Annotated in this window: 15 protein-coding genes; 8 read left to right on the forward strand and 7 right to left on the reverse strand. The window is 56.8% G+C overall.

What is annotated here, in order from left to right; translation table 11 throughout:
* Positions 1–5: 5 nt before the first annotated feature.
* Positions 6–1,367, reverse strand: coding sequence for an NAD-dependent succinate-semialdehyde dehydrogenase (locus IE105_RS12095; protein ID WP_189498826.1), 1,362 nt, complete (start codon positions 1,365–1,367; stop codon positions 6–8).
* Between the two features lie 113 nt (positions 1,368–1,480).
* The gene (locus IE105_RS12100) at positions 1,481–2,119 is read right to left on the reverse strand and encodes a CpcT/CpeT family chromophore lyase (RefSeq protein ID WP_189498827.1); all 639 of its coding nucleotides are present in this window, start codon (positions 2,117–2,119) and stop codon (positions 1,481–1,483) included.
* Between the two features lie 184 nt (positions 2,120–2,303).
* Between IE105_RS12100 and IE105_RS12105 the strand changes: the two genes are divergently transcribed.
* Positions 2,304–2,627: a hypothetical protein gene (locus IE105_RS12105; protein ID WP_189498829.1), complete on the forward strand. Its 324-nt coding sequence runs from the start codon at positions 2,304–2,306 to the stop codon at positions 2,625–2,627.
* Between the two features lie 63 nt (positions 2,628–2,690).
* Here IE105_RS12105 and IE105_RS12110 read toward each other — a convergent pair whose 3' ends face one another.
* On the reverse strand, positions 2,691–2,987 hold the full coding sequence (locus IE105_RS12110) for a DUF1905 domain-containing protein (RefSeq protein WP_189498831.1): 297 nt from the start codon (positions 2,985–2,987) through the stop codon (positions 2,691–2,693).
* 17 nt (positions 2,988–3,004) lie between these two features.
* Entirely contained in the window at positions 3,005–4,228 is a 1,224-nt protein-coding gene (locus tag IE105_RS12115; protein WP_189498833.1) for an NAD(P)/FAD-dependent oxidoreductase, read from the reverse strand.
* 104 nt (positions 4,229–4,332) lie between these two features.
* Between IE105_RS12115 and putA the strand changes: the two genes are divergently transcribed.
* From putA to IE105_RS12130, 3 genes are all read left to right on the forward strand, one after another.
* The gene (putA, locus tag IE105_RS12120) at positions 4,333–7,695 is read left to right on the forward strand and encodes a bifunctional proline dehydrogenase/L-glutamate gamma-semialdehyde dehydrogenase PutA (protein WP_189498835.1); all 3,363 of its coding nucleotides are present in this window, start codon (positions 4,333–4,335) and stop codon (positions 7,693–7,695) included.
* A 134-nt stretch (positions 7,696–7,829) separates the two neighbouring features.
* Positions 7,830–9,500, forward strand: coding sequence for a class I adenylate-forming enzyme family protein (locus IE105_RS12125; RefSeq protein ID WP_189498837.1), 1,671 nt, complete (start codon positions 7,830–7,832; stop codon positions 9,498–9,500).
* A gap of 1 nt (position 9,501) precedes the next feature.
* Positions 9,502–10,437, forward strand: a complete 936-nt coding sequence (locus tag IE105_RS12130; RefSeq protein WP_189498839.1) for an NAD(P)-dependent oxidoreductase — start codon at positions 9,502–9,504, stop codon at positions 10,435–10,437.
* A gap of 4 nt (positions 10,438–10,441) precedes the next feature.
* Here IE105_RS12130 and IE105_RS12135 read toward each other — a convergent pair whose 3' ends face one another.
* Positions 10,442–11,251 (reverse strand): PPK2 family polyphosphate kinase, encoded by an 810-nt coding sequence (locus tag IE105_RS12135; RefSeq protein ID WP_189498841.1) that lies wholly within the window; start codon positions 11,249–11,251, stop codon positions 10,442–10,444.
* 43 nt (positions 11,252–11,294) lie between these two features.
* Here IE105_RS12135 and IE105_RS12140 point away from each other — a divergent pair, with 43 nt between their 5' ends.
* The gene (locus IE105_RS12140; protein ID WP_189498843.1) at positions 11,295–11,879 is read left to right on the forward strand and encodes a YceI family protein; all 585 of its coding nucleotides are present in this window, start codon (positions 11,295–11,297) and stop codon (positions 11,877–11,879) included.
* Positions 11,880–11,893: 14 nt separating this feature from the next.
* Here IE105_RS12140 and IE105_RS12145 read toward each other — a convergent pair whose 3' ends face one another.
* On the reverse strand, positions 11,894–13,708 hold the full coding sequence (locus tag IE105_RS12145; protein WP_189498845.1) for an ABC-F family ATP-binding cassette domain-containing protein: 1,815 nt from the start codon (positions 13,706–13,708) through the stop codon (positions 11,894–11,896).
* A gap of 64 nt (positions 13,709–13,772) precedes the next feature.
* Here IE105_RS12145 and IE105_RS12150 point away from each other — a divergent pair, with 64 nt between their 5' ends.
* From IE105_RS12150 to IE105_RS12160, 3 genes are all read left to right on the forward strand, one after another.
* Positions 13,773–17,345 carry a mechanosensitive ion channel domain-containing protein gene (locus IE105_RS12150; RefSeq protein ID WP_189498847.1) on the forward strand — a complete coding sequence of 1,191 codons (3,573 nt, stop codon included), beginning with the start codon at positions 13,773–13,775 and terminating at the stop codon, positions 17,343–17,345.
* An 8-nt stretch (positions 17,346–17,353) separates the two neighbouring features.
* Complete coding sequence (locus IE105_RS12155) at positions 17,354–18,358, forward strand: glycosylasparaginase (RefSeq protein ID WP_189498850.1); 1,005 nt, start codon at positions 17,354–17,356, stop codon at positions 18,356–18,358.
* Between the two features lie 99 nt (positions 18,359–18,457).
* On the forward strand, positions 18,458–19,525 hold the full coding sequence (locus IE105_RS12160; protein ID WP_233354137.1) for a winged helix-turn-helix domain-containing protein: 1,068 nt from the start codon (positions 18,458–18,460) through the stop codon (positions 19,523–19,525).
* Positions 19,526–19,541: 16 nt separating this feature from the next.
* Here IE105_RS12160 and IE105_RS12165 read toward each other — a convergent pair whose 3' ends face one another.
* On the reverse strand, positions 19,542–21,428 hold the full coding sequence (locus IE105_RS12165) for a DEAD/DEAH box helicase (RefSeq protein WP_189498852.1): 1,887 nt from the start codon (positions 21,426–21,428) through the stop codon (positions 19,542–19,544).
* Between the last annotated feature and the right edge of the window lie 53 nt (positions 21,429–21,481).

Here is a 21,481-nt window from a genome sequence, read left to right on the forward strand (position 1 = left end):
GCGCTTTACGCCACGACGCAGGTCTTCACATTGCAAAATGTTAGCAAGCCTTCGCGCGCCAATTCCCGGCCATAGCCGCTGCGCTTAATCCCCCCGAAGGGCAGGCGTGGGTCAGACGCCGTCATGGCGTTGACGAAGGTTGAGCCTGCCTCGATTTCAGTAAAGGCTTGTTCCATCTCTGCGTCGTCCTGCGTGAAAATCGAAGACCCGAGGCCGAACGTGGAATCATTCGCGAGCACAATCGCATCATTCAGACTGTCGACTTTGAACAACATGACGACGGGGCCGAACATTTCCTGGCTGTAGACGTCCATCTCGGACGTGACGTTTTCGATAATGCCGGGCTGGAACCAGCTGCCGTCTTTATCGATGGCCTTGCCGCCAACCACGCGCCGCGCGCCTTGTGTGATAGCGGTTTCGACCTGTGAAGTCAGGTCCTTGACCGCATCGTCATTGACGAGCGGGCCGATGTCCGTGCCCTCTTTCATGGGATCGCCCACTGTGAGCGCCTCAAAGGCGGCCACGAGCCGATCCCGCACGTCGTCATAAATGTCAGCGTGAATGATGAACCGCTTGGCGGCGATACAACTTTGGCCATTATTTTTCGTGCGGCTATCAACGGCGACATTGATCGCGGCATCCAGATCGGCGCTTGGCATAATGATGAACGCGTCAGACCCGCCAAGCTCTAGCAAGGTCGGTTTAATCTCTTGCCCGCAAATACTGGCTACCGAGGCGCCAGCGGGTTCGCTGCCCGTTAGGGTCGCGGCGACAATACGAGGATCACGCAAGATTCGCTCGACTTTGCTGCCGCCGATCAACAGGGTTTGGAAACAGTCGGCCGGAAAGCCCGCGCGGGTGAACAGGGCTTCCAAAGCGAGCGCGCATTGCGGCACGTTGGACGCGTGTTTTAACAGGCCTGTATTGCCTGCCATGAGCGCCGGAGCGGCAAAACGCACGACCTGCCAGAACGGGTAATTCCACGGCATAACCGCCAGAACAGGGCCAAGCGGCAGCACGCGACGAAAGCTCTTGGTGCGTTCGGTCTTGACGGGTTCGTCGGCCATAATGTCCGCCGCGTTATCCGCATAATAGCGGCACGCGAGGGCGCATTTCTTGGCTTCGCCGACGGCCTGATCCAAGGGCTTACCCATCTCCATCGTCATGAGGCCCCCAAAGTGAGCGGCGTCTTCCTCAAGGAGGTCTGCGGCTTTGTGCATCCACGCTGCGCGCTGTGTGATCGTCGTCTCTTTCAATTGCGCAAATGCTGCGGCTGATTTGGCGATGGCGAGATCGACCTCGGCATCTGTATGCGGCGTGAAGGATTTTTCGATTTTACCAGTGGCGGGGTTGGTCGAAGCAATCATAGTGAACTCGTATAAAAAATAATGAGGGGGCGGGCTCAGGCCATAAGCCGTGTGTCCGGACATGGCCACAAACAGTTTAAGACTGAATGATTCCTACGTTTGAATATTTCCAATTAAGGGGCGCGAAATAACACCGTCCACTCGCCATCTTCTGACCCCCAAAGGCGGATGCCGTCTAGATCATAGCCCGTTTCGGCCCGCCGCAATCTATTGCCGATGATCTCAGTGCGTGCGCCCATGCGTAATTCGCCCCGCTGTGTGGGCGAGACAATCACGCAACGGCTTGGGTCAACCTGTCCCGACCAGCCATGGGGCATTTCAACCCAAATCATGTCGCAACCTTCCCCGAGTTCAGGACGGAGTTGAGCGCGGGTGAGGGCGGATAGCTTGTTGCCCATGGCCTGATACGGGCTCGGCGAAATGATGGAATAGGAGGCCTGGATTACCCGACCATCCGGTTGGGAGCGCAAGGACAAGACGCGCTGTTGACTGACCTTATCAAACGACGGGCCTTCATTGATTTGGGTGTAAATCCATTGCCCCGCGCCAAGCGGGTCGAGTTTGACTCGTGTCTCGCGGACGATGTCAGCCGCGATTTTTGCGCTTTTGGCTTGGTAGGTTCCGACCATACGCGTGGCCAGTTGTGCCGCGGGATCTGTGGGCGCAGTCGGGCTTTCAACCGGCGTTGTTGCGCAGCCGGCAAGAAAAAAGGCCACAATCGCCAAGTTGGAAAGGTTTGCGAAAGATTTCATAGTTACTCAACCCCCATACTCGGAACGCCTCGCGTTGACCTCGGAGACATCCGACATCCGCCTTTCCGGGACGGATATATTCTTTGTTACGTTAACGATACTTTTTCATCCTCTTTAAACACCCGTGCGCGATAATGTGGTGTCAGGTTGAAAGGATCTGTCGTCTTAGAAAGGAGCTTGTAAGATGGCTTCGCTACACACAATACCGATAACGCCGACGCCCGCCTCTGTTACACAAGCGCGTGCCGTCCGCACAGATGATCGTCAGATTCCTGTTGAACAGGCTGTCGATATGGCGCCAGAAACGCGCAAACTGCCGGACGCGCCGATCGATAAGGCTTTGTCCGACATTCGCCCCGTTATTGAACGTTTAGACGGTGCTAAGGACGTCGCTGAAACACTTGAAGTTGAAGTCCGCGATCAGGATGATCGCGCTATGCAGGCGAATGATGCCTATCAAACGCTGCGCCAACCGGATGAAGAAAAGACATCGGTCGGAACGGCTTAGTTCTTCAAACTCGCTTCGCGGCAAGCCAGCGGCGCATATTTTTGCGTCTAAACCACCCATTTTTTACATCATAAGTTCTAACGTGATGTCCGCATCCTCACCGACACACAGCCCTTGGGCTGTCCGTACGGCTTTTTTGATCGGCAGAACATAACCGCCGGTTTCTTTGCTCGGAAAGACGCTCGTCCGCCATTCGGAGGATCCAATTTTGACCTTTACCCGCACAGACCCAAACCCTCGTTTGGCTTCAGGCGCAAAGCTCTTGATGGCGGCTGATGGCTCTTCGGGTACGGTAATGAAATGCCACGTCGCGCCGTCTTTCCACAGCCAGAGCGGCGCGCTGAAGGAAAAATCGATCATATTTTATAGCCCTATACTCAGAGAATCGCGGCTTTTAAATCGGCATCCGATCCGGTGAGTTTGGTTTTATCCAGCGTCCGACCTTTTGAGAGCACCATGCGGGCGGTCATAAAGTCACGCGGCGCGTTGACTGCGTCAACGGCAAGCAAGCGGTCCCCTTTAAAGTAATAGGCAGCAAAGTTACGCGACCCCTCGGGATCACCGCGTACGACAACATTGTCATAGCCGTCTGAGAGTCCCGCGATTTGAAGCTTTAGATCGAATTGATCAGACCAGAACCACGGCAGAGCATTATATGGCTTTGGCTTACCCATAATATGCGCGGCAACGACCTTGGCTTGCTCCGTCGCATTGGGGACGGATTCGAGCCGGACATGTCGCTCGTAAAGCGGATTGTAATGGTGGCTGACATCGCCGATGGCGTAAATATCCGAGTCCGATGTTTGGCAAAAACCATTGACCTCAATCCCGTCGCCGATCGCTAGTCCTGAGAATTCGGCCAAGTCTATGTTCGGGATGACCCCAATCCCAATCACAACCAGATGCGCCGCAAAGACACGGCCACAGGACGTGTAAACGTTCAGGCCATCATACGCGCGTGTAATCTCGGCGGCCATACAGTCTTCAATGATCTCGACGCCTTCTTCCGTATGCACACGGCGATAAAAATCGCTCATTTGCGCCGAAGTGACCCGTTGCAAGATACGCGGTTGCGCTTCGAGCAGCGTCACCTCCATGCCGCGTTTGCGGAGGCTAGCGGCCGTTTCCAGACCGATATAACCGCCGCCGATAATGACAGCGCGCTGTCCCGGTTCAATCCGATCGCGGATCGCATCAACGTCTTTCGTGTCGCGTAGATAGAGGACGTGGGGCAGCTCAGCGCCCGGAATGCGCAAGTGGCGCACCCGTGCGCCCGTCGCCAACACTAAATGGGTGTAGGCAATATGTTCGCCTTGCGTGGTTTGAACGGTCTTGGCCGTTCGATCGATGGCGCCCGCGCGAACACCAAGCCTGAGGTCGATCTGCGCGGCCGCATAACTCTCTTCTGGGCGCAAAAGAATGTCCGCTTCATCTCGTTCACCCGACAGGTAATCCTTGGACAAAGGCGGGCGGTGATAGGGCGGAACTGTCTCTTCGCCTAACAGGGTGATGTGTCCGTCATAGCCGGCTTGCCGCAAACTAACGGCGGCTTGTGCTCCGGCATGGGACGCGCCGATAATGAGGGTGTGGTTTTCGGACATATCCCGACTGTAGCAGGCGTTTGAGATGCAATCAAAGCACGACTGAGCTTGCCGAGGCTCTCTCTATGCGCGACACGCACGAACATTCAAATTATAGAGGTCTTATGAACTCATACCGCGTCGCCATTCGCCAGCAAGCTTTCCAGACAACGGCTCGTTTACCGGACACGTCCCGGCTAACAGAGCCGGCGTTAAGGACTGCCATTCAGGACCGCGCCCGCACGCTCGTCCGTCATTTGCGTGAAGATAGCAAACCCGGCTTGATGGAATTGATGTTGGCTGAATATGGCCTCTCGACGGATGAGGGCGTGGCCTTGATGTGCCTCGCCGAAGCCTTGCTTCGGGTGCCGGATACCGAGACGATGGATGACCTGATTGAGGATAAAATCGCGCCGTCAAAATGGGGTCTTCATCTCGGCAAAAGCGCCAGCCCGCTTATCAATAGCTCGACCTGGGCTTTGATGATGACGGGACGGGTGCTGGATACGAAAACCCCCGTTCACAAAACACTGGGCGGCATGGTCAAGCGTCTTGGCGAACCCGTTATCCGTCGCGCCGTGCGCGAAGCGATGAAAATCATGGGGCGTCAATTTGTGTTGGGCGAAACCATCGCTGGGGCGCTCAAACGCTCCACTGGCAAATATCGCTATAGTTATGACATGCTCGGCGAAGCGGCGATGAGCACGCCTGACGCGCTGGAATATTACGGGGATTATGAAACCGCGATCCGCGCGCTCGCAGCGCGCTGTAATAGCCAAGACGTCGCGGATAACCCCGGTATATCCGTCAAACTATCCGCGCTTCATCCGCGTTATGATGAGTTTCAGCGGGATCGCGTGATGGCGGAATTACTGCCGCGCCTGACGACGCTCGCCAAAATGGCGGCCGACGCGCGAATGGGCTTTAATATTGACGCCGAAGAAAGCGAACGGCTCGAGCTGAACCTCGATATTGTCGAGGCGTTAGCCCGCGACCCGGCGCTGGATGGCTGGGACGGGCTCGGTCTTGTGGTGCAAGCCTTTGGCACGCGCAGTCCGGCTGTGATTGACTGGGTCGCGGACCTCGCCAAGGACACAGGTCGCCGTCTTATGGTGCGTCTGGTGAAGGGCGCCTATTGGGATACAGAGATTAAACGCGCGCAAGTGATGGGGCTGGACCGTTACCCGGTTTATGAGACTAAATCCGATACGGATCGGAATTATATCCTGTGCGCGGAAAAACTTCTCGCCAATCGCCCCTCGCTCTATCCACAATTTGCGACCCATAATGCGCATACAGTCGCGGCTGTTCTCGAGCTCGCGGGCGAGGATCAATCGGGTTACGAGTTCCAGCGCCTCCACGGCATGGGCGATGCGTTGCATGCCTATTTGCGCGAAAAGCTGGATCGCCCTGTGCGGATTTATGCGCCGGTCGGGGAGCATGAAGATCTGCTCGCCTATCTTGTGCGCCGCCTGTTGGAGAATGGGGCGAATAGTTCGTTCGTTTCCAAAGTGACTGACAAGGCCGTGAGTATTGACGAAATTATCGCTGATCCGTTTGAGGATATTCGCGACACGATGCTACCGCGCCCCAAAGACACGACAGAGCCGCACATAAATAGTTCGGGTTATGATTTGCGTGACCCGCTGACGGCGCAAACGCTGCTCGCGGCGAGGGCGCGTTATCGCGAGACGGTCTGGACCTTTGGCGAAGGTGTCCCGATCACAAACCCGGCGAAACCAAACGATGTCGTTGGCTTTGTCAATTTTGCCACGAAAGCCGAAACCGACACGGCCATTGCCCGCGCGCAGCCGTGGGATGTGGGCGCTGCGACCCGTGCGTCTGTGCTCACACGCGCGGCAGACGGCTTGGAAGTCGCCGCCCCTGAATTGCTTGCCTTGCTCGCACGGGAAGCGGGAAAGACCGCAGAAGACGCCATTGCTGAGTTGCGCGAAGCCGTGGACTTTTTGCGCTATTACGCGACCTTTGCGAGCGACGATGATGCCCCCCTCGGCACCGTTGCTGCGATCGCCCCGTGGAATTTCCCGCTGGCGATTTTTGTCGGCGAAGTGACCGGGCCACTCGCGGCGGGCAATGCCGTCATTGCGAAACCGGCGGAAAGCACGCCGCTCATCGCGATGCGGGCGACACAAATTTTACATGATGCAGGGGTTCCTCGAACGGCGCTGCAAACCCTCCCGGGTGACGGCGCCGTCGTCGGCGCTGCGCTGAGCAGTGATCCGCGCATTGACGGAGTCGTCTTTACAGGATCGACAGCCACCGCGATGGCGATCCACCGCAATGTGGCGCGTCATCTTGATCCAGCCGCGCCCTTGGTTGCGGAAACGGGCGGGATCAACGCCATGATCGTCGACAGCACGGCATTGCCCGAACAGGCCGTGCGCGATGTGCTGGCGTCAAGTTTTCAGAGTGCCGGTCAACGCTGCTCCGCGCTGCGGGTATTGTTTGTGCAATCCGATATCTACACGCCGTTCGTTCGGTTGTTGAAAGACGCGATGGCCGAACTGCGCTTGGGTGATCCGTGGGATCTGTCTACCGATGTTGGCCCCGTTATTGATGAACGTGCTCGGAAAGGCTTAGTCGATTATATTGCTGAGCATGATCCCCTGTTTCAATTGGGCGTGCCTGAAATAGGCCGGTTCGTCGCGCCGACATTGATCGAGGTCGATGGCTATGCCGATGTAAACCGCGAAGTCTTTGGTCCTGTTTTGCATGTCACGCGGTTCAATGCGGTAGATATCCCGGACATTATAAACAGGATCAATCAGCGCGATTACTCGCTGACCTTTGGTTTGCACACGCGGATTGATGGGCGTGTCACTGAGACAAAGCGGGCCCTGCGCGTCGGCAATATTTATATCAACCGCAACCAAATCGGTGCGGTCGTTGGGGTGCAACCGTTTGGTGGCTCTGCCCTTTCAGGGACAGGTCCCAAGGCGGGGGGGTCCGATTATGTTGAACGCTTCACCCGACAGTCTGTGAAGCGGGATAATACGCCCGATACACCCATTGTTATGGCTCAGGACGACTTGGGGCATGACCCCCAAGCTGCGATCGACGCCGCGCCGCCCGCGCGGATGGACCCGCTGTCGACAACTGAGCTTCCCGGTCCAACAGGGGAAAGCAACCGCTTGTCCGTCTATGCCAAGGGTAAAGTTTTGTGTCTGGGGCCGGGCACGGCTAACCGCGCCGCGCAAGCGGACTTAGCACAAAGCTACGGCAATAGCGCCGTTTTGCTGTCAATCGCGCCAGAGGATTTGCGTACGTTGGGCGGGTTTACGGCGGTTATTCATTGGGGGTCCGAGGCGGATCAACGTGCTTGCCGCGTGGCCTTAGCGGAGCGAGACGGCCCCATTTTGCCGTTGATTGTGTCTGATGATCCCTTGATGTTGGTGCGCGAGGAACATGTCTGTATCGACACCACCGCGTCTGGCGGGAACGCGCAATTGCTGGCAGCCGCGGAATAAGCATGGCCGCGAAAGCGGCCATCAATGCATCTAATGGCGGTTATCGCCAAAAACGACTTGATCGTCCGCCGTTGACGCTGGCACACGCAATTTAAGAATGGGCAAATAGCTCACGATCGCAGGGGAAAGTGTTGATGACGGACCACAAAAAGCCTTGGTTGAAGCTGCATGAGGAACTGGGCGTTGTTGTGCCCGAGTTTGACGGCCTGCCGCTTGGCGCGCATATTGAACGTCATGCGATCGCCCGCCCGGATGCGCCCGCTTTTCGTTATTTTTCCCGCACGCTGAGCTATGCTGAGCTGAATGCCGAAGCCAATCGACTGGCGAACGCGTTACAGGCCAACGGCATTGGTGCAGGCGATACGGTCGGGTTTCACATGCCCAATGTGCCGCAATATGTGGTTGGCATAATTGCCGTGTCTAAATTGGGCGCGCGCGGGTCGGGCGTATCGCCCTTGCTGGCGCCACCAGAATTGGTTCACCAGATTGAGGATGCGGGAATTTCTGTCCTCATGACTCTGTCGGATTTCGCGCCCGCGATCGCCGCAATGGCGCGGACGCCCGAGGGACTTCGCCATATTATCAGTGTGGGCGCCGGGGATTTTCTTGGCGCGCCCGATATTACCTCTGTCGATCGTCCCGGGGTTCAGGCCCATACTTATCAGACCTTGGTCGAGGGGCAGTCGGACGACTTTTCGCAAGTCGATATCCAGTCCGATAACACGTTCATGATCCAATATACGGGCGGCACAACGGGCAAGCCCAAGGGGGCCGAGATTAGTCATAAGACGTTGCTGCTTAATCCGATTCAAGTCGCGGCGATGGACCCGCCCAATCAGCTTTATGTAGAAAAATACGCCTCGGCGTTCCCCTTTTTCCATGTTGCGGGATTGTCGTTCATCGTTGGCGCGCTGACGTTTGGCGCGCAATCACTGTTGCTGCCCAATCCGCGCGATATTGATCATTTCGTCGCGCAATTAAAAGCGGTGCCCCCGACGCGGCTCGGCGCGGTGCCCGCGCTATACGATATGTTGTTGGCGCACCCTGAATTTGCCGACGTTGATTTTTCCGGACTGCAAACCGCGAAATCGGGCGCGGCGCCTCTGACGCGCACAACTTATGATGCACTGGCGGCCGTCATTGGCGCGGGTAAATTTGCCGATGTGTTTGGCATGACCGAAACTGGACCGTGCTACATCAACCACCCTATTGCACACTATAAAATTGGCTCTGTCGGCATCCCAATGCCCGGGGCCGATGTGCGGATTATGGATGTTGAAACGGGGACAAAGGAAATGCCACTTGGCGAGGTCGGGGAAATTGTGACCTCTGGGCCACAGCTCATGACGGGCTATCTGGGTCTTCCCGACGAGTCCGCGCGTGCTTTGCGAGAGATCGATGGTGTGCGTCACATGTATAGTGGCGACGTCGGCTATATGGACGAAGACGGCTATATTTACCTCTGTGATCGGGCCAAGGATATGCTCGTGGTCGGCGGGTTCAAAGTCTTCTCGGTTGAGATTGAAGACAAGTTGAAAGCGTTGCCCGATGTGGCTGAGTCCGCCATTGTCGGCGCCCCCGATGCGAAACGGCCGGGGAATGATATCGTTCATCTTTTTGTCCAGCGCAGCGCCGTGAGCACAGGGTCGGATGCCGAAACTGAAGGTCGCCTCCGTGCGTGGATTCGCGCGAATATGGCCCCCTATAAAGTGCCCAAACACATCCACTTCCTCGATGAAATTCCGCTGACCCCGGTTGGTAAGATCGACAAGAAGAAGATGCGGGCCACAGTCACAGACGCATAAAATGCCGATCGCCCTCCCAGATTCAGTGGTTGTTCTGGGTCCGAAAGCGCGTGCCATTGCGGCGTTGCTGCGGGACGCGCTGCCAGCGCTTTCTGTGTTGGAAGCGGGCGCGGCCCCGAAAGGCGGCTACGCGCTGATCGCCTTTACGCCAGGCCCGGAAATCGCCCGCTACGCAGATGCGGACTGGGTCCATATTGCGGGCGCAGGTGCGAACGGCGTGTTGGATCGTTTGACGGACGCGAACATGTCTCCGCACCTGATCACCCGCACTGTCGGTCGCATGGGGCAGCAGATCGGCGAATATGTCCTGTCTTATATTTTGGCGGACACACAGAAACAGGCGTTGCGGCGTCAGTTGCAAGCTGATCGAAACTGGAACCCTGTGGCGGGCACACCGGATATTGCCGCAGACCGTAGAGCGTTGATCTTTGGCACGGGCGGGATTGGCGGGGGCGTTGCGACGTCTTTGCTGGCGATTGGGATGCGGGTCTCGGGCGCAAGCCGGAGCGGACAGGCGCGGGCGCCGTTTGACCGTGTCTTTCGGTTAGACGACCTTCCAGATATGACTAATTTTGATGTGTGTGTGGGGGCGCTCCCGCTGACGTCACAAACGCAGGGCATTATCGGCATAGACGTCTTGTCAAAGTTTGAAGGCGCGCTCTTTATCAATGTTGGTCGCGGGGCAACAGCGGATATGGATGCCGTGGTTGAGGCCTTGGCGGCGGGCCGCTTGCGTCACGCCGTCTTGGATGTTGTGCCCGAAGAACCGCTCCCGCCAGACAGTCCGCTGTGGGCGCAGCCCCAGATGACCCTGACGCCGCATGTCTCAGGCATCACCCTGAATGCAGACACGGTCGCGGCTTTTACAGCGGCGTATCGCGCGATTGAGGCCGGGGAAGAGCCGCCGCTGAGGGTCGACGCCAAAGCGGGATATTAAACCGCTATATTTCGAAATCTTCCGGCCTGTAACCCGGGTCGGGATAGGTCGGATTCATAGCTTCCAGCGTTTGCCGGACCAATCGCGCGACAATCGCATTGCGAGTGGGCTTATCGTCCGAGGGGATGATGTACCACGGCGCGTACGGCGTCGAGGTTCGCTGCACCATCGTTTCATAAGCATTCATAAAGTCCGGCCATAATTTGCGGTCCTCTAGATCGCCCGGATTAAACTTCCAGCGTTTGTCCGGGACGTCCAATCGGTCACGCAACCGTTCGCCCTGCACATCGTGACTAATGTGAAGCATACACTTTAGGATGGTCGTTCCGGTCTCAACGAGCATGCGCTCAAAATCGTTGATCTGTGCATAGCGCTGCTCAATGGCTTCCGCAGGCGCGAATTCTCGCACTTTAACGACTAAAACATCCTCGTAATGGCTGCGGTTAAAGACCGTGATCTGGCCCTTTTTGGGAACGACCTGATGGACGCGCCAGAGATAGTCATGCGCCAATTCTTGTTTGCTGGGGCTTTTAAAGGCGGCGACACCGACATTGAGCGGTGGTGTGCGGTCGAATACCGCTTTCGTTGTGCCGTCCTTGCCCGATGTGTCCATGCCTTGCAGTACCACGAGGAGTTTTTGGCTCGCTTGACCGTAAAGACGGTGGGCCAGGTCTTCAATGTCTTTGGCATGATCCAAGGCCGCGTCTTTCGCATCGCTCTTGTCTTCGAAGTGATCGACTCGCGTTGGCCGGTCGGCCAGCGTAAATGTTTGTCCGGGCGTGGCTATAAAAGGCGAATTCGGGTGGTTAGTCATCAAGTCTCCTTGGCGTCAGCGTTTGAACGCGCTAGCAGAGCGGATGCGCTTCGTCATCCTGCTCTCCGCCCTTCTTTTCTCTGCTTGCAGAGGGGAAACAGTCGAGCCTGAGATACAGGCCCCCGCTTTTGAGACGAATTATGTTGTGGCGAATGATGAAAGCCGCCTTGGATTCGCGGCAACACAGGAAGGGGTCGTCTTCACGGGTGAATTTACTGACTTCGAGGCCCTGATCTATTTCGATCCTGAGGAGCTGGAGGCATCGCGTGTACTAGTGTCTGTGCCTCTCGCCTCATTTGATGGCGGTTCAACAGACCGGAATAGCAATGCGTCCAGCAACATCTGGTTTGACGCCAAAAAATTCCCTGTCGCAGTCTTTGAATCGCAATTAATCCGCGAAGACGGCAATGCCTATATTGCGCAGGGGACGCTCATGCTCAAAGGGCAAACCAAACAGATTTTGTTTCCGTTTAAACTGAATGAGACAGACGGACGCACCGTCATGACGGCGACGTTCCCAATTAACAGGACCCGATGGGATGTGGGTCAATCGCCGTGGAATACCGAAGGTTATGTGGGTCTTGATGTAATTCTTGACCTTCGGATCGTCGCGGACCGGGCCCCCTGATAATCCTATGAGAATCAGCCTTTAAGCGCCTCGCGCTTTTCGTCCAATTCGAGCCATTCCATTTCCGCAGTGTCCAGCGTTTCACTCGCTTTGACGAGCTCATCAGACGCGGCGCAAAATCGGTCGAAATCTTTCGCATAAAGGTCTGGATCCGCCAGTTCCGCATTCAAGACTTCGATCGCCGCATTGATGGCTTTCATTTCCTCAGGCAGGTTCTTGAGCCGGAAGGTGTCATTGAAGGAGAGCTTTTCAGTTCGCCCTTTGCGGGGCGCGGGTTTCGACTTCTTTTTTGACTTGCCGGTATTCTCTGAGCGCGCTTCGACGCCTTTGCCGCGTTGCCGCGCCATATCGCTATAACCGCCCGGATAAAGCTGCCAATCTGCCGGGCCCTCATAGGCCAAAGTCCGCGCCGCGAGGCGGTCAATAAAGTCCCGATCGTGGGAGACGAGAATAACGGTGCCGGGATAGTCGGCGACCATATCTTGCAACAAATCCAACGTTTCCAAATCAAGATCGTTGGTTGGCTCATCCAGAATTAAAAGGTTGCTGGGAAGGCGCAAGCCTTGCGCCAACTGCACACGGGCCCGCTCCCCGCCGGACAGCGCGCGCAGCGGGGTTGTCGCTTGCTCAGGCCGGAACAAAAAGTCCTGCATATAACGCATGACGTGAACGGGATTGCCGTTGACGATGACCGCCTCATTGCCGTCGCCCATCGCGTCACGCAGGCTCATATCGGGGTCGAGTCCGGCGCGGGCCTGATCGATGATAAGCGGCTCAAGATTGTCACCCAGCTTGATCGTGCCTTCTTGCGCGTCGAGTTTGCCCGTCATCAAATTCAGCAAAGTTGTCTTACCCGACCCGTTCGGGCCAAGCACGGCAATCCGGTCGCCTCGCATGATGCGCAGGTTTAGCTCTGAGACGATGGGACGGTCGCCATAGGCGAACGACACATCTTTCATTTCGACCACACGTTTGGCGGACCGATCTGCTTCGCTGACCGTGATCGACACATTGCCTTGCGGTCCGTTGGCATTTTTCAACGTACTTTTGAGCGTCCCGAGTTCTTTCATCCGGCGGACATTACGTTTGCGCCGTCCAGAGACGCCGTGCGTGACCCAATGTTCTTCGCGGTTGATTTGCCGCTTTAACTTATGCCGGTCGAGCGCTTCTTGCTCGATCATCTCGTCACGCCAATCTTCGAAATGCGCGAAGCTCTTATCCAGCTCAAACGTGGTCCCGCGGTCGAGCCAGACAACGCGTTTCGAGAGGTTTTCAAGGAACCGTCGATCGTGACTGATGAGGACGAGGGCTGAACGAGATTGGCCGAGTTCGGTCTCTAGCCATTCAATGGCGGGCAGGTCGAGGTGGTTGGTCGGCTCGTCGAGCAATAACACATCCGGTTCAGGCGCAAGTGTACGAATCAAGGCGGCGCGGCGTTTCTCTCCGCCTGACAGATTGGTCGGGTCTTCTTTGCCGGTCAGGCCCAGAGCGTCGAGCAGATAAGGAACGCGCGCAGTGGATTCATCAAATTGGCCTTCAACGCTAATTAGCCCGTCTTGTATGTAATCCAGCACGGTGGCGAAGTTCGACAAATCCGGGCTTTGTTCGAGGTAGCGCGCATTGGCGCTGGGTTGACGAATAATGTCGCCCGAGTCCGGTTCGACCATGCCAGCGGCAATTTTCATCAAGGTCGATTTGCCTGACCCATTGCGTCCCACAAGACAGACTCTGTCCCGCTGAAATACGGAGAGGTTCGCCTCCGTCAGCAAAGGTGTCCCGCCAAAGGTCAAAGCAGCGGATTGGATCGATATAAGGGGCGGTTGGGCCATGACGGGGCCTCTATGGGAGGAGCAATCGCTTTACAATCGGAACGAAAGACCGAAAACAGCAACTATGGGCTTATTTGCAAATATTCGTACGAAATCCTTAGGCTTTTCCGCTTGTCTGATAGGGCTGTGCTTCGGTTTAGGCCTAACAGTGGACGCGGTGGCACAGACGGCCCCGACGACACCGGCTGTTTCGGCGGCCCCTGACTTCACGACGCAGTCGCTGCGTGCAGAACTCGATGCACTCGAAGTGCCGGATGATGAGGGCGACGATCCATCCGATGGTCTGACAGATGAACAACGTGAACAGACGCGATCTTTCCTTAACAATGCGGTCAATAGTTTGGAAGCCGCGGCCCGTCAGGGTGAAATCGCGACGCGATTTAATAATAGTTTTGAGACAGGTGAACAGACTCTCACAGACCTTAGGGATGAAACGGAGGCTTTGCAGTCTGAGTTGATTGCACGGGAGCCGATGGACGGGGAAGCGGACCTCGTCGGCGAGGTTGCCATGTTCGCGACTGAGCAAACGCTATTGGCCAAGGAAAGTGAGCTGCGCGCGTTGCAAGCCGAGCTCGAAGGATACCGGACGCAAACGACTGAGATTGGCGCGCGACTGACAGCAGCCCCGCGGGAACTCAACGGCGCGCGCACACAGCTGGGTGAAATCAGCTCGGAGCTGACAGCCATAGACGGTCCCGACTTGGACCCGGTCGCGGACGCCCGGCGCAAGTCGTTCCGTGCACGGGAGTTTTCCTTACGCCGCCAGGTGAGCGCGTTAGAAGCCGAGATATCAAGTCTGCCACTTCGGCAAGACATTGTCTCAGCGCGCCGAAATTTGGCCGATTTGCGGGCTGAAGCCTTGAACGAAGAAGTGCTCACGCTGCAAAACCTCACGGGACAGAGAAAAGTTGTTGAAGCAGCACAACAAGCGCAGCGCGCCCGCGACTTTGTCGCAAGCCTGACAGATACGCATCCGTTGGTGACGAATATGTCGGCTGAGAATTTGCGATTGGCCGATATGCTAACCGCGATGGCGACAGATGATTCTGCGACGTCGCGCCGGTTGGCCCGTGTGCGCGGCACAACCGCGAATGTTCAGAACGATCTGACCGCCGCGACGGAACTTGTCAGTTTGGGACAGCTTGACCGAGAAGCCGGCGCAACATTACGGCGCTTGGGGGATCAACTCACGCCGGCGCTGCAATTGCGCGCTGATCTGCGCGATACGCAACGCGCGCTTGCGAGTTTGACCCGTCAACGGGTTGTCGCGCAGGAACAGCTTCGCGACTTACCTATCGGGGCGATTGATCCCGATGTCTTGCTGCAAAATGCGCGCGGAGAGGATCCTGCGATTGAGCCTTTGTCCGACACAGCCGCCGTCGCGGTCCGGCAATTAGCGGAACAAAGACGCGCGTTTTTACGCCAGATCGCGTCCAATGCGACAGGGCGCATTAACGCGGTAGCAGAATTACAAACCGCGCAGAACGAGCTTTCGGATCGTACTGAAGAATTGCGCACTGTTTTGGATGAAAACCTACTCTGGGTGCCGAGCGTCCCCGCCATCAATGTGGGCTGGCCGCAAAAGGTTGTCCTGGGCGCCGTCGAGCTTTTCTCCCCCATGCATGTCGAGACGGCGATCAATGCCTTACTAACGCAGTCTCAGCGTCTTTGGTTGGTCATCGTGTTTTTTGGCATCTGTATCATCCTCGCCTATCGACTTCGCCCTAGCTTGCGGGAAGACATTCTCAAGCGGGCGGACTGTGTGGGGCGGGTGAGGCACGATAACTTATGGCATACGCCTGCGGTCATCGGGGCTGGGGTCATTATGGCGTTGCCATGGCCCCTATTGTTTGGCCTTTTGGCCATTCTCTTTGGCGCGTCGAATGAACCAGACCTTTTGGTCAGCGGTTTGTCCAACGGCTTTGCCTATCTCGCGCTATTTTCATTGATTATCGTGACATGGAATTACTGGGACCGGGATCGATCCTTGTTTGCGGCGCATTTCAAACTGCACAAGGCTTTGCGTCTCGCTATTCAGAATAATTTACGCTGGTTCCTGCCTGTTGTTGGCACGACGTCATTTCTGCTGGCTGTGACCTCGGGCATGCGCGGGGAAAATATTTACGGCGGCTTCTCCCTCGCCGTGTTTATGACCACGGCTCTGTCGCTGGCGGCCTTTGCTTTGCTGGTGCTGTGGCGCAGTCGAAAAAGCTACGCATCGGCTATTGCGGATGGGTCTGCATTTAGCCGTTACCGGGTGCCGATGACGATTATCGCTGTGGGCTTGCCGCTGTTTGCGGCCGTGATGGCCGGAGCGGGGTGGTATGAAAGCGCAGACGATATTCTCGTGCGTTTATTCATGACCCTCTGGGTCTTGCTGTCGACTTATGTTCTTTACGGCACGGTGAGGCGCGCCATCACTGTGTCGCAACGCCAGATCAAATATCGTCAAGCGGTTGAGCGTCGCGAAGCCACGATTCGATCGCGCAAGAAACAGCAGGAAGCCGAAGCGCGCGGCGAGGATATACCGTCACCACCGCCAATTGATACGGACGCGATCGATGTCACGGCGATGAGCCGCCAGTCATCACAGTTGCTCCGCACGATGATTGCTATCGGTCTAGCGGCAATGTTGTGGTTTATCTGGTCTGGTTTGCTGCCGGCTCTGTCCATTTTTGATGGGTTTCAGATCGGAGAAATCGGAACGGGGGATATTGATCCAAATACCAAATTAGAAATCTTCCGCAGCATTACACTTTGGACGTTGCTGCAAGCCGGCGTGATTGCGACCATCACGATTATTGCGGCGCGCAATTTACCCGGTTTCCTCGAAATTTTTATTCTCAACCGCCTCGGCGTAGACGCGGGGGCCCGCTACGCCGTTGTGACGATCTTGGGCTATATTATCGTCGCGACAGGCTTCGTGATTGTTTTCCAAAGGATCGGCCTGGAATGGGATCAGCTCCGCTGGATCGTCACGGGCCTATCGGTTGGTATTGGTTTTGGTTTGCAAAAGATTATCGCGAACTTTGTTTCGGGCCTGATTATCTTGTTTGAGCGCCCCATACGAATTGGTGATTTTGTCACCATTGGCGATAATTCCGGAACTGTGACCCGGATTAAAATCCGGGCGACCACGTTGGGCGACCTTGATAATCGTGAAATCCTCATTCCGAATGAAAACCTGATCAGTCAGGAAGTGACTAATTGGACGCTGTCGAACTCGACCACGCGGGTCGTGATTCATGTCGGTATTGCGTATGGCTCGGATACAGACCGCGCGCGCGAAGTTATGCTCGACGTGCTGAAGGAAAATGTCAAAATTCTCGATACACCGCCCCCGCAAGTTTTCTTCCTCGGCTTTGGGGATAGCTCGCTTGATTTCCAAGTCCGTTTCTTCCTGCGCACGTTCGAAGATCGTTTCCCGGTCAGCCATCAAGTCCACACGGACATCAATAAAATGTTGATCCGCGAAGGGTTTGAAATTCCGTTCCCACAACGCGACCTCAATATTCGTGGACAAGACGGACCGCTTGAATTTAAGACGGGCTACTCCGCCCCGCCACGCGGCGGGTCCGATCTTGAGACCCAAATTAAAGAGCCAAGTCAGCCACCGAATAAGACGAAGAAAACATAGGGGGTATTATGGACGACCTAACAAAAGACGGTCTCTCACGACGCGGACTTCTTGGCGCGGCGGCGGGGACCGTCGCTCTCGGAACTATGCTCAAAGCCGCGCCTGCGCAGGCGAAAGTCGAGCCGGGTAAGCCGTTTATATTGACGACATGGGACTTTGGACCGGGGGCGAATAAGCTCGGTTATGATGTTTTGCGTGAGGGCGGTTCGTCTGTTGATGCCGTCGAAATCGCGATCAACCATGTTGAGCTGCTGACGGATGAATATTGGGTTGGCTATGGCGGTGTTCCGAATGAAATTGGGGAAACGACGCTTGATGCGATGATCTTGTGGGGGCCAACGCACGATATCGGCGGAGTCGGTTGTTTGAAACGCGTAAAAAAGGCGATCTCTGTCGCGCGCAAGGTGATGGAAGAGACGCAGCACAGTTTGATCGTCGGTGACGATGCCACGCGGTTCGCCGTGCGCATGGGGTTTGTCGAGGAATCGCTAACGAATCTGCGCTCACAAAAAGCCTATGAAGATTGGAAAGCCAAGGGCGAGCGCTCGGATGCGTTTAACCCAGAGCCGTTCGTCGAGGACACCTTGCGCGGCCATGACACGGTCGGGACTATCGCCGTCGATGCGAACGGGAACCTTTGCGTTGGCTGTTCGACCAATGGGCGTGAATTTAAGATACCGGGGCGCGTCGGTGATAGCCCTATTCCGGGCGCGGGCGCGTATGGCGACCAGTATGTTGGCGGCGCGGTGGCGACGGGCAATGGGGACGTCATGATGCGCTTCTTGCCGTGTTACCATGTGGTCGAGTTAATGCGCCAAGGGATGCCGCCAGAGTTGGCGGCTGCGGCGGCGATCAAACGGATCACCGACCGAGGGTATAAGTTTAGCGGCGGGATCGCGGCTGTGACCGTCGATGGCCGACACGGCGGCGCGCAGGCGGGGTGGGACAAGGAAGGCTTTAGTTATTCCGTCCAGACCGAAGTGGGCAATTCTAAATTTCCGATCCCCGGATAGCATAAGATCCGCGCCGCGCTCCGCATCACAAATCGACAGGCGCGCTGGCTCTGGCTGGACGCACAGGGGCTGTCGCAGGCACCGCTCGGCGCGCCGCCTTTGGCGGATATTTTTGATGCGCTCGGCTATGTGCAACTCGACAGTATTCGCAATGTTTCGCGCGCACACCACCATATTCTTTGGAGCCGGGATCAAAGCTACCGAGAACCCGCGTTACACGGATTTGCGCATGAGGATGAGATATGCCCCCCGCGCGGTGCGTTCGAACATTTCAGTCATGATGCCTGTCTTTTGCCCATGGCGACCTATCCCATGTGGACGCGACGCTTTGCCCAGTTCCGCGAAAAACTAACCCATGGCTGGTATAAGAGCCTGCCGGACGCAGCGGCGCGCGCGGCGATTAAGGCGCGGATTGCGCGCGAGGGGCCGCTCTGTTCCGCCGACTTTACGCATGCGCGTCCGGCCGAACCGCGCGCCATGTGGGACCGTCCACCGACCAAGGTCGCACTTGATTATATGTGGTATTGTGGCGAGCTTTCGACCGCTTACCGCAAGGGGTTTCAAAAATATTATGATCTAACGGACCGCGTTATCCCGGCAGAATTCCGCGAGGCGGAGATTGACGACGCCGCGCAAATTGATTGGCTGTGCCACAGTGCGCTGGATCGGCTAGGCTTTGCTAATGTCGGGGAACTCAAGCGGTTTTGGGACGCCTGCACGACGCAGGAGGTCCGGGCTTGGGTTGCGCAGAATGAGGCCAGTTTAGTTCAAGTTGAAGTGGAAGGCGCGGACGGAACAATCCGGCACGCCTTTGCCGCCGCCAATATTGAGGTCCGGCTTGCGGCTTTGCGGGCCCCGACATCGCGGTTGCGCGTGCTCAACCCGTTCGATCCGGCGGTGCGAGACCGCAAACGGCTCTCGTTTCTGTTCGGTTTCGATTATGTCAACGAGATATTCGTCCCCAAGGCCAAACGGCGTTGGGGCTATTACGTCTATCCGGTGCTGGAGGGGGACCGCATGATTGCGCGGATCGATTTGTCAGGCGGCCCGAAAACGGGCTTGCGCCCGATCCAACAAAGCTGGGTCGAGCCGGGCGTGCGCTGGAGCGCCCGCCGTCAAGATCGGCTCGAAGCCGAAGTCGCGCGCTTTTCCCGACTCGCGGGCTAAGCGCGCAGCGTTCAGTCTAACGACCGCGCCGCTTTGGCGGACGGCTGCCACCGCTATTGCGGTTTGGGGCTTCACGCGTTGGGCGGGAACTGGACGGTTTGTCACCAGACGGCTTGCCGCCGCCCGTGTTTTTCGTCGCATATTGACCTTTAGGCGAACCGCCTCTGGCACCGCTTGGTTTTCCGCCGCCGCCTTTTGCCGCGTCGCCCCGGCTCGCACCCTCAGTGCGTTTGGTCGGGTCTTTGCGATAAGGTTTACGCTTAAAGCCTTCGCTGGACCGGGCTTCGCCTGAACGGGCATTCTGACCTTCAGGACGACCTTCGCCGCGCGGCTTATCCGAACGGGGTTTATCAGAGCGAGCGTGTGAGCGGGGCTTATCAGACCAGCTTTTACCCTCGGACCGTTTTTGTCCGTCTGGGCGTCCGCTACCACCGGCGCGGGGGCCTTGATTTTTACGACCGCGATAGCCTTCGCCGTCAGCACGTGCTGGGCGACGGTCATCTGATCCGCCGAGGTTGGCCGTCTCAGAGCTTTCACCGGAATTGCGGTTTGAGCGGGGCTTGCCAGCATAAGGTTTGCGATCACCCTCTGGACGGGACCGCGCGGGACGCTCGTCATTGGACACGTGATCGCGGGGCTGGCTGTTCGACCGACCGCGAGAGCGATCTTTCTTTTTGCCAGACTTGCCACGACCTTTGCGGCCCGTATCAGGTGACAGCTCAACCGGAGCTGCGGCTTCACGCGCTTTGATCACTTTGATCCGTTCACCCATATTGTCAGGCATGGCCTCAACGGGAATGGTTTCACCCAAAAGCTTTTGAATGTCTTTGAGGTAATCCTTCTCATCGGGCGCGACAAAGGCGACGGCGCGGCCTTCGGCATTGGCGCGGGCCGTCCGGCCGATGCGGTGAATATACTGTTCCGGCACATTCGGGATTTCGTAATTGAAGACGTGGGTAATGCCCGGAATGTCGATCCCGCGCGCCGCGACATCCGTCGCGACAAGAATGTCGACTGTGCTGTTCTTAAACGCATCCAAGGCGCGCTGGCGCTGACCTTGGCTTTTATTGCCGTGAATGGCGAGCGCCGGCAGACCATTTTCAGCCAGTCGTTTTACCACCCGGTCGGCACCATGTTTGGTTCGCGTAAAGACGAGCGAGCGCTTCACTTCGGGCTGGATCAGCCAATCGGCTAGCAACATCGGCTTATCGCCGGGCTTGGCAAAGATGATCGATTGGGTGACGCGTTCTGCCGTACTATTGGCTGGGCTAACCGTGACTTTAACGGGGTCGGTCAAGAATTGAGCCGCAAGGTTTTTGATCTTCGGCGGCAAGGTGGCGGAGAAGAACAGCGTCTGACGTTCTTTTGGCAGCAGCGGCACGATCTTTTTGAGCGCGTGGATAAATCCCATATCCATCATCTGATCGGCTTCATCGAGGATCAGGATTTCGATATGGGCGAGTGTGATGGATTTACGATCCAAAAGGTCCATCAATCGTCCGGGCGTGGCGACAATAACGTCATTGCCATGCACCAGTCGTTTGATCTGTTTACCGATTGAGACGCCGCCTGTGATTTTGGCAACGGACAGGTGCGGCATGCTGCGACCGTAACTAACGAAGCTGTCGTGAATCTGTCCGACCAATTCGCGGGTCGGGGCCAGCACAAGAACGCGGCCACCGCGTTTAGGTGGCTCGGCATCTTGGGTGAAAATATGGTGCAGGGACGGGAGGGCGAAGGCCGCCGTTTTGCCTGTGCCTGTTTGGGCGATGCCCAATAGGTCGCGACCTTCGAGGAGGTGCGGAATGGCTTGTTCTTGAATGGGAGTTGGTTCTTCGTAACCAAGGGCGGAAAGGGCGCGCGCGAGTGGGTCTGCGAGCTTAAGCTCTGAAAAGGTCGTCATGATAATCCGTGAGTAGGGGGACCATCAGCGTCGTCTGATCGTTCAGGGGCTCG

It is taken from the genome of Algimonas arctica, assembly GCF_014652695.1.
Classification (GTDB): Bacteria; Pseudomonadota; Alphaproteobacteria; order Caulobacterales; family Maricaulaceae; genus Litorimonas; species Litorimonas arctica.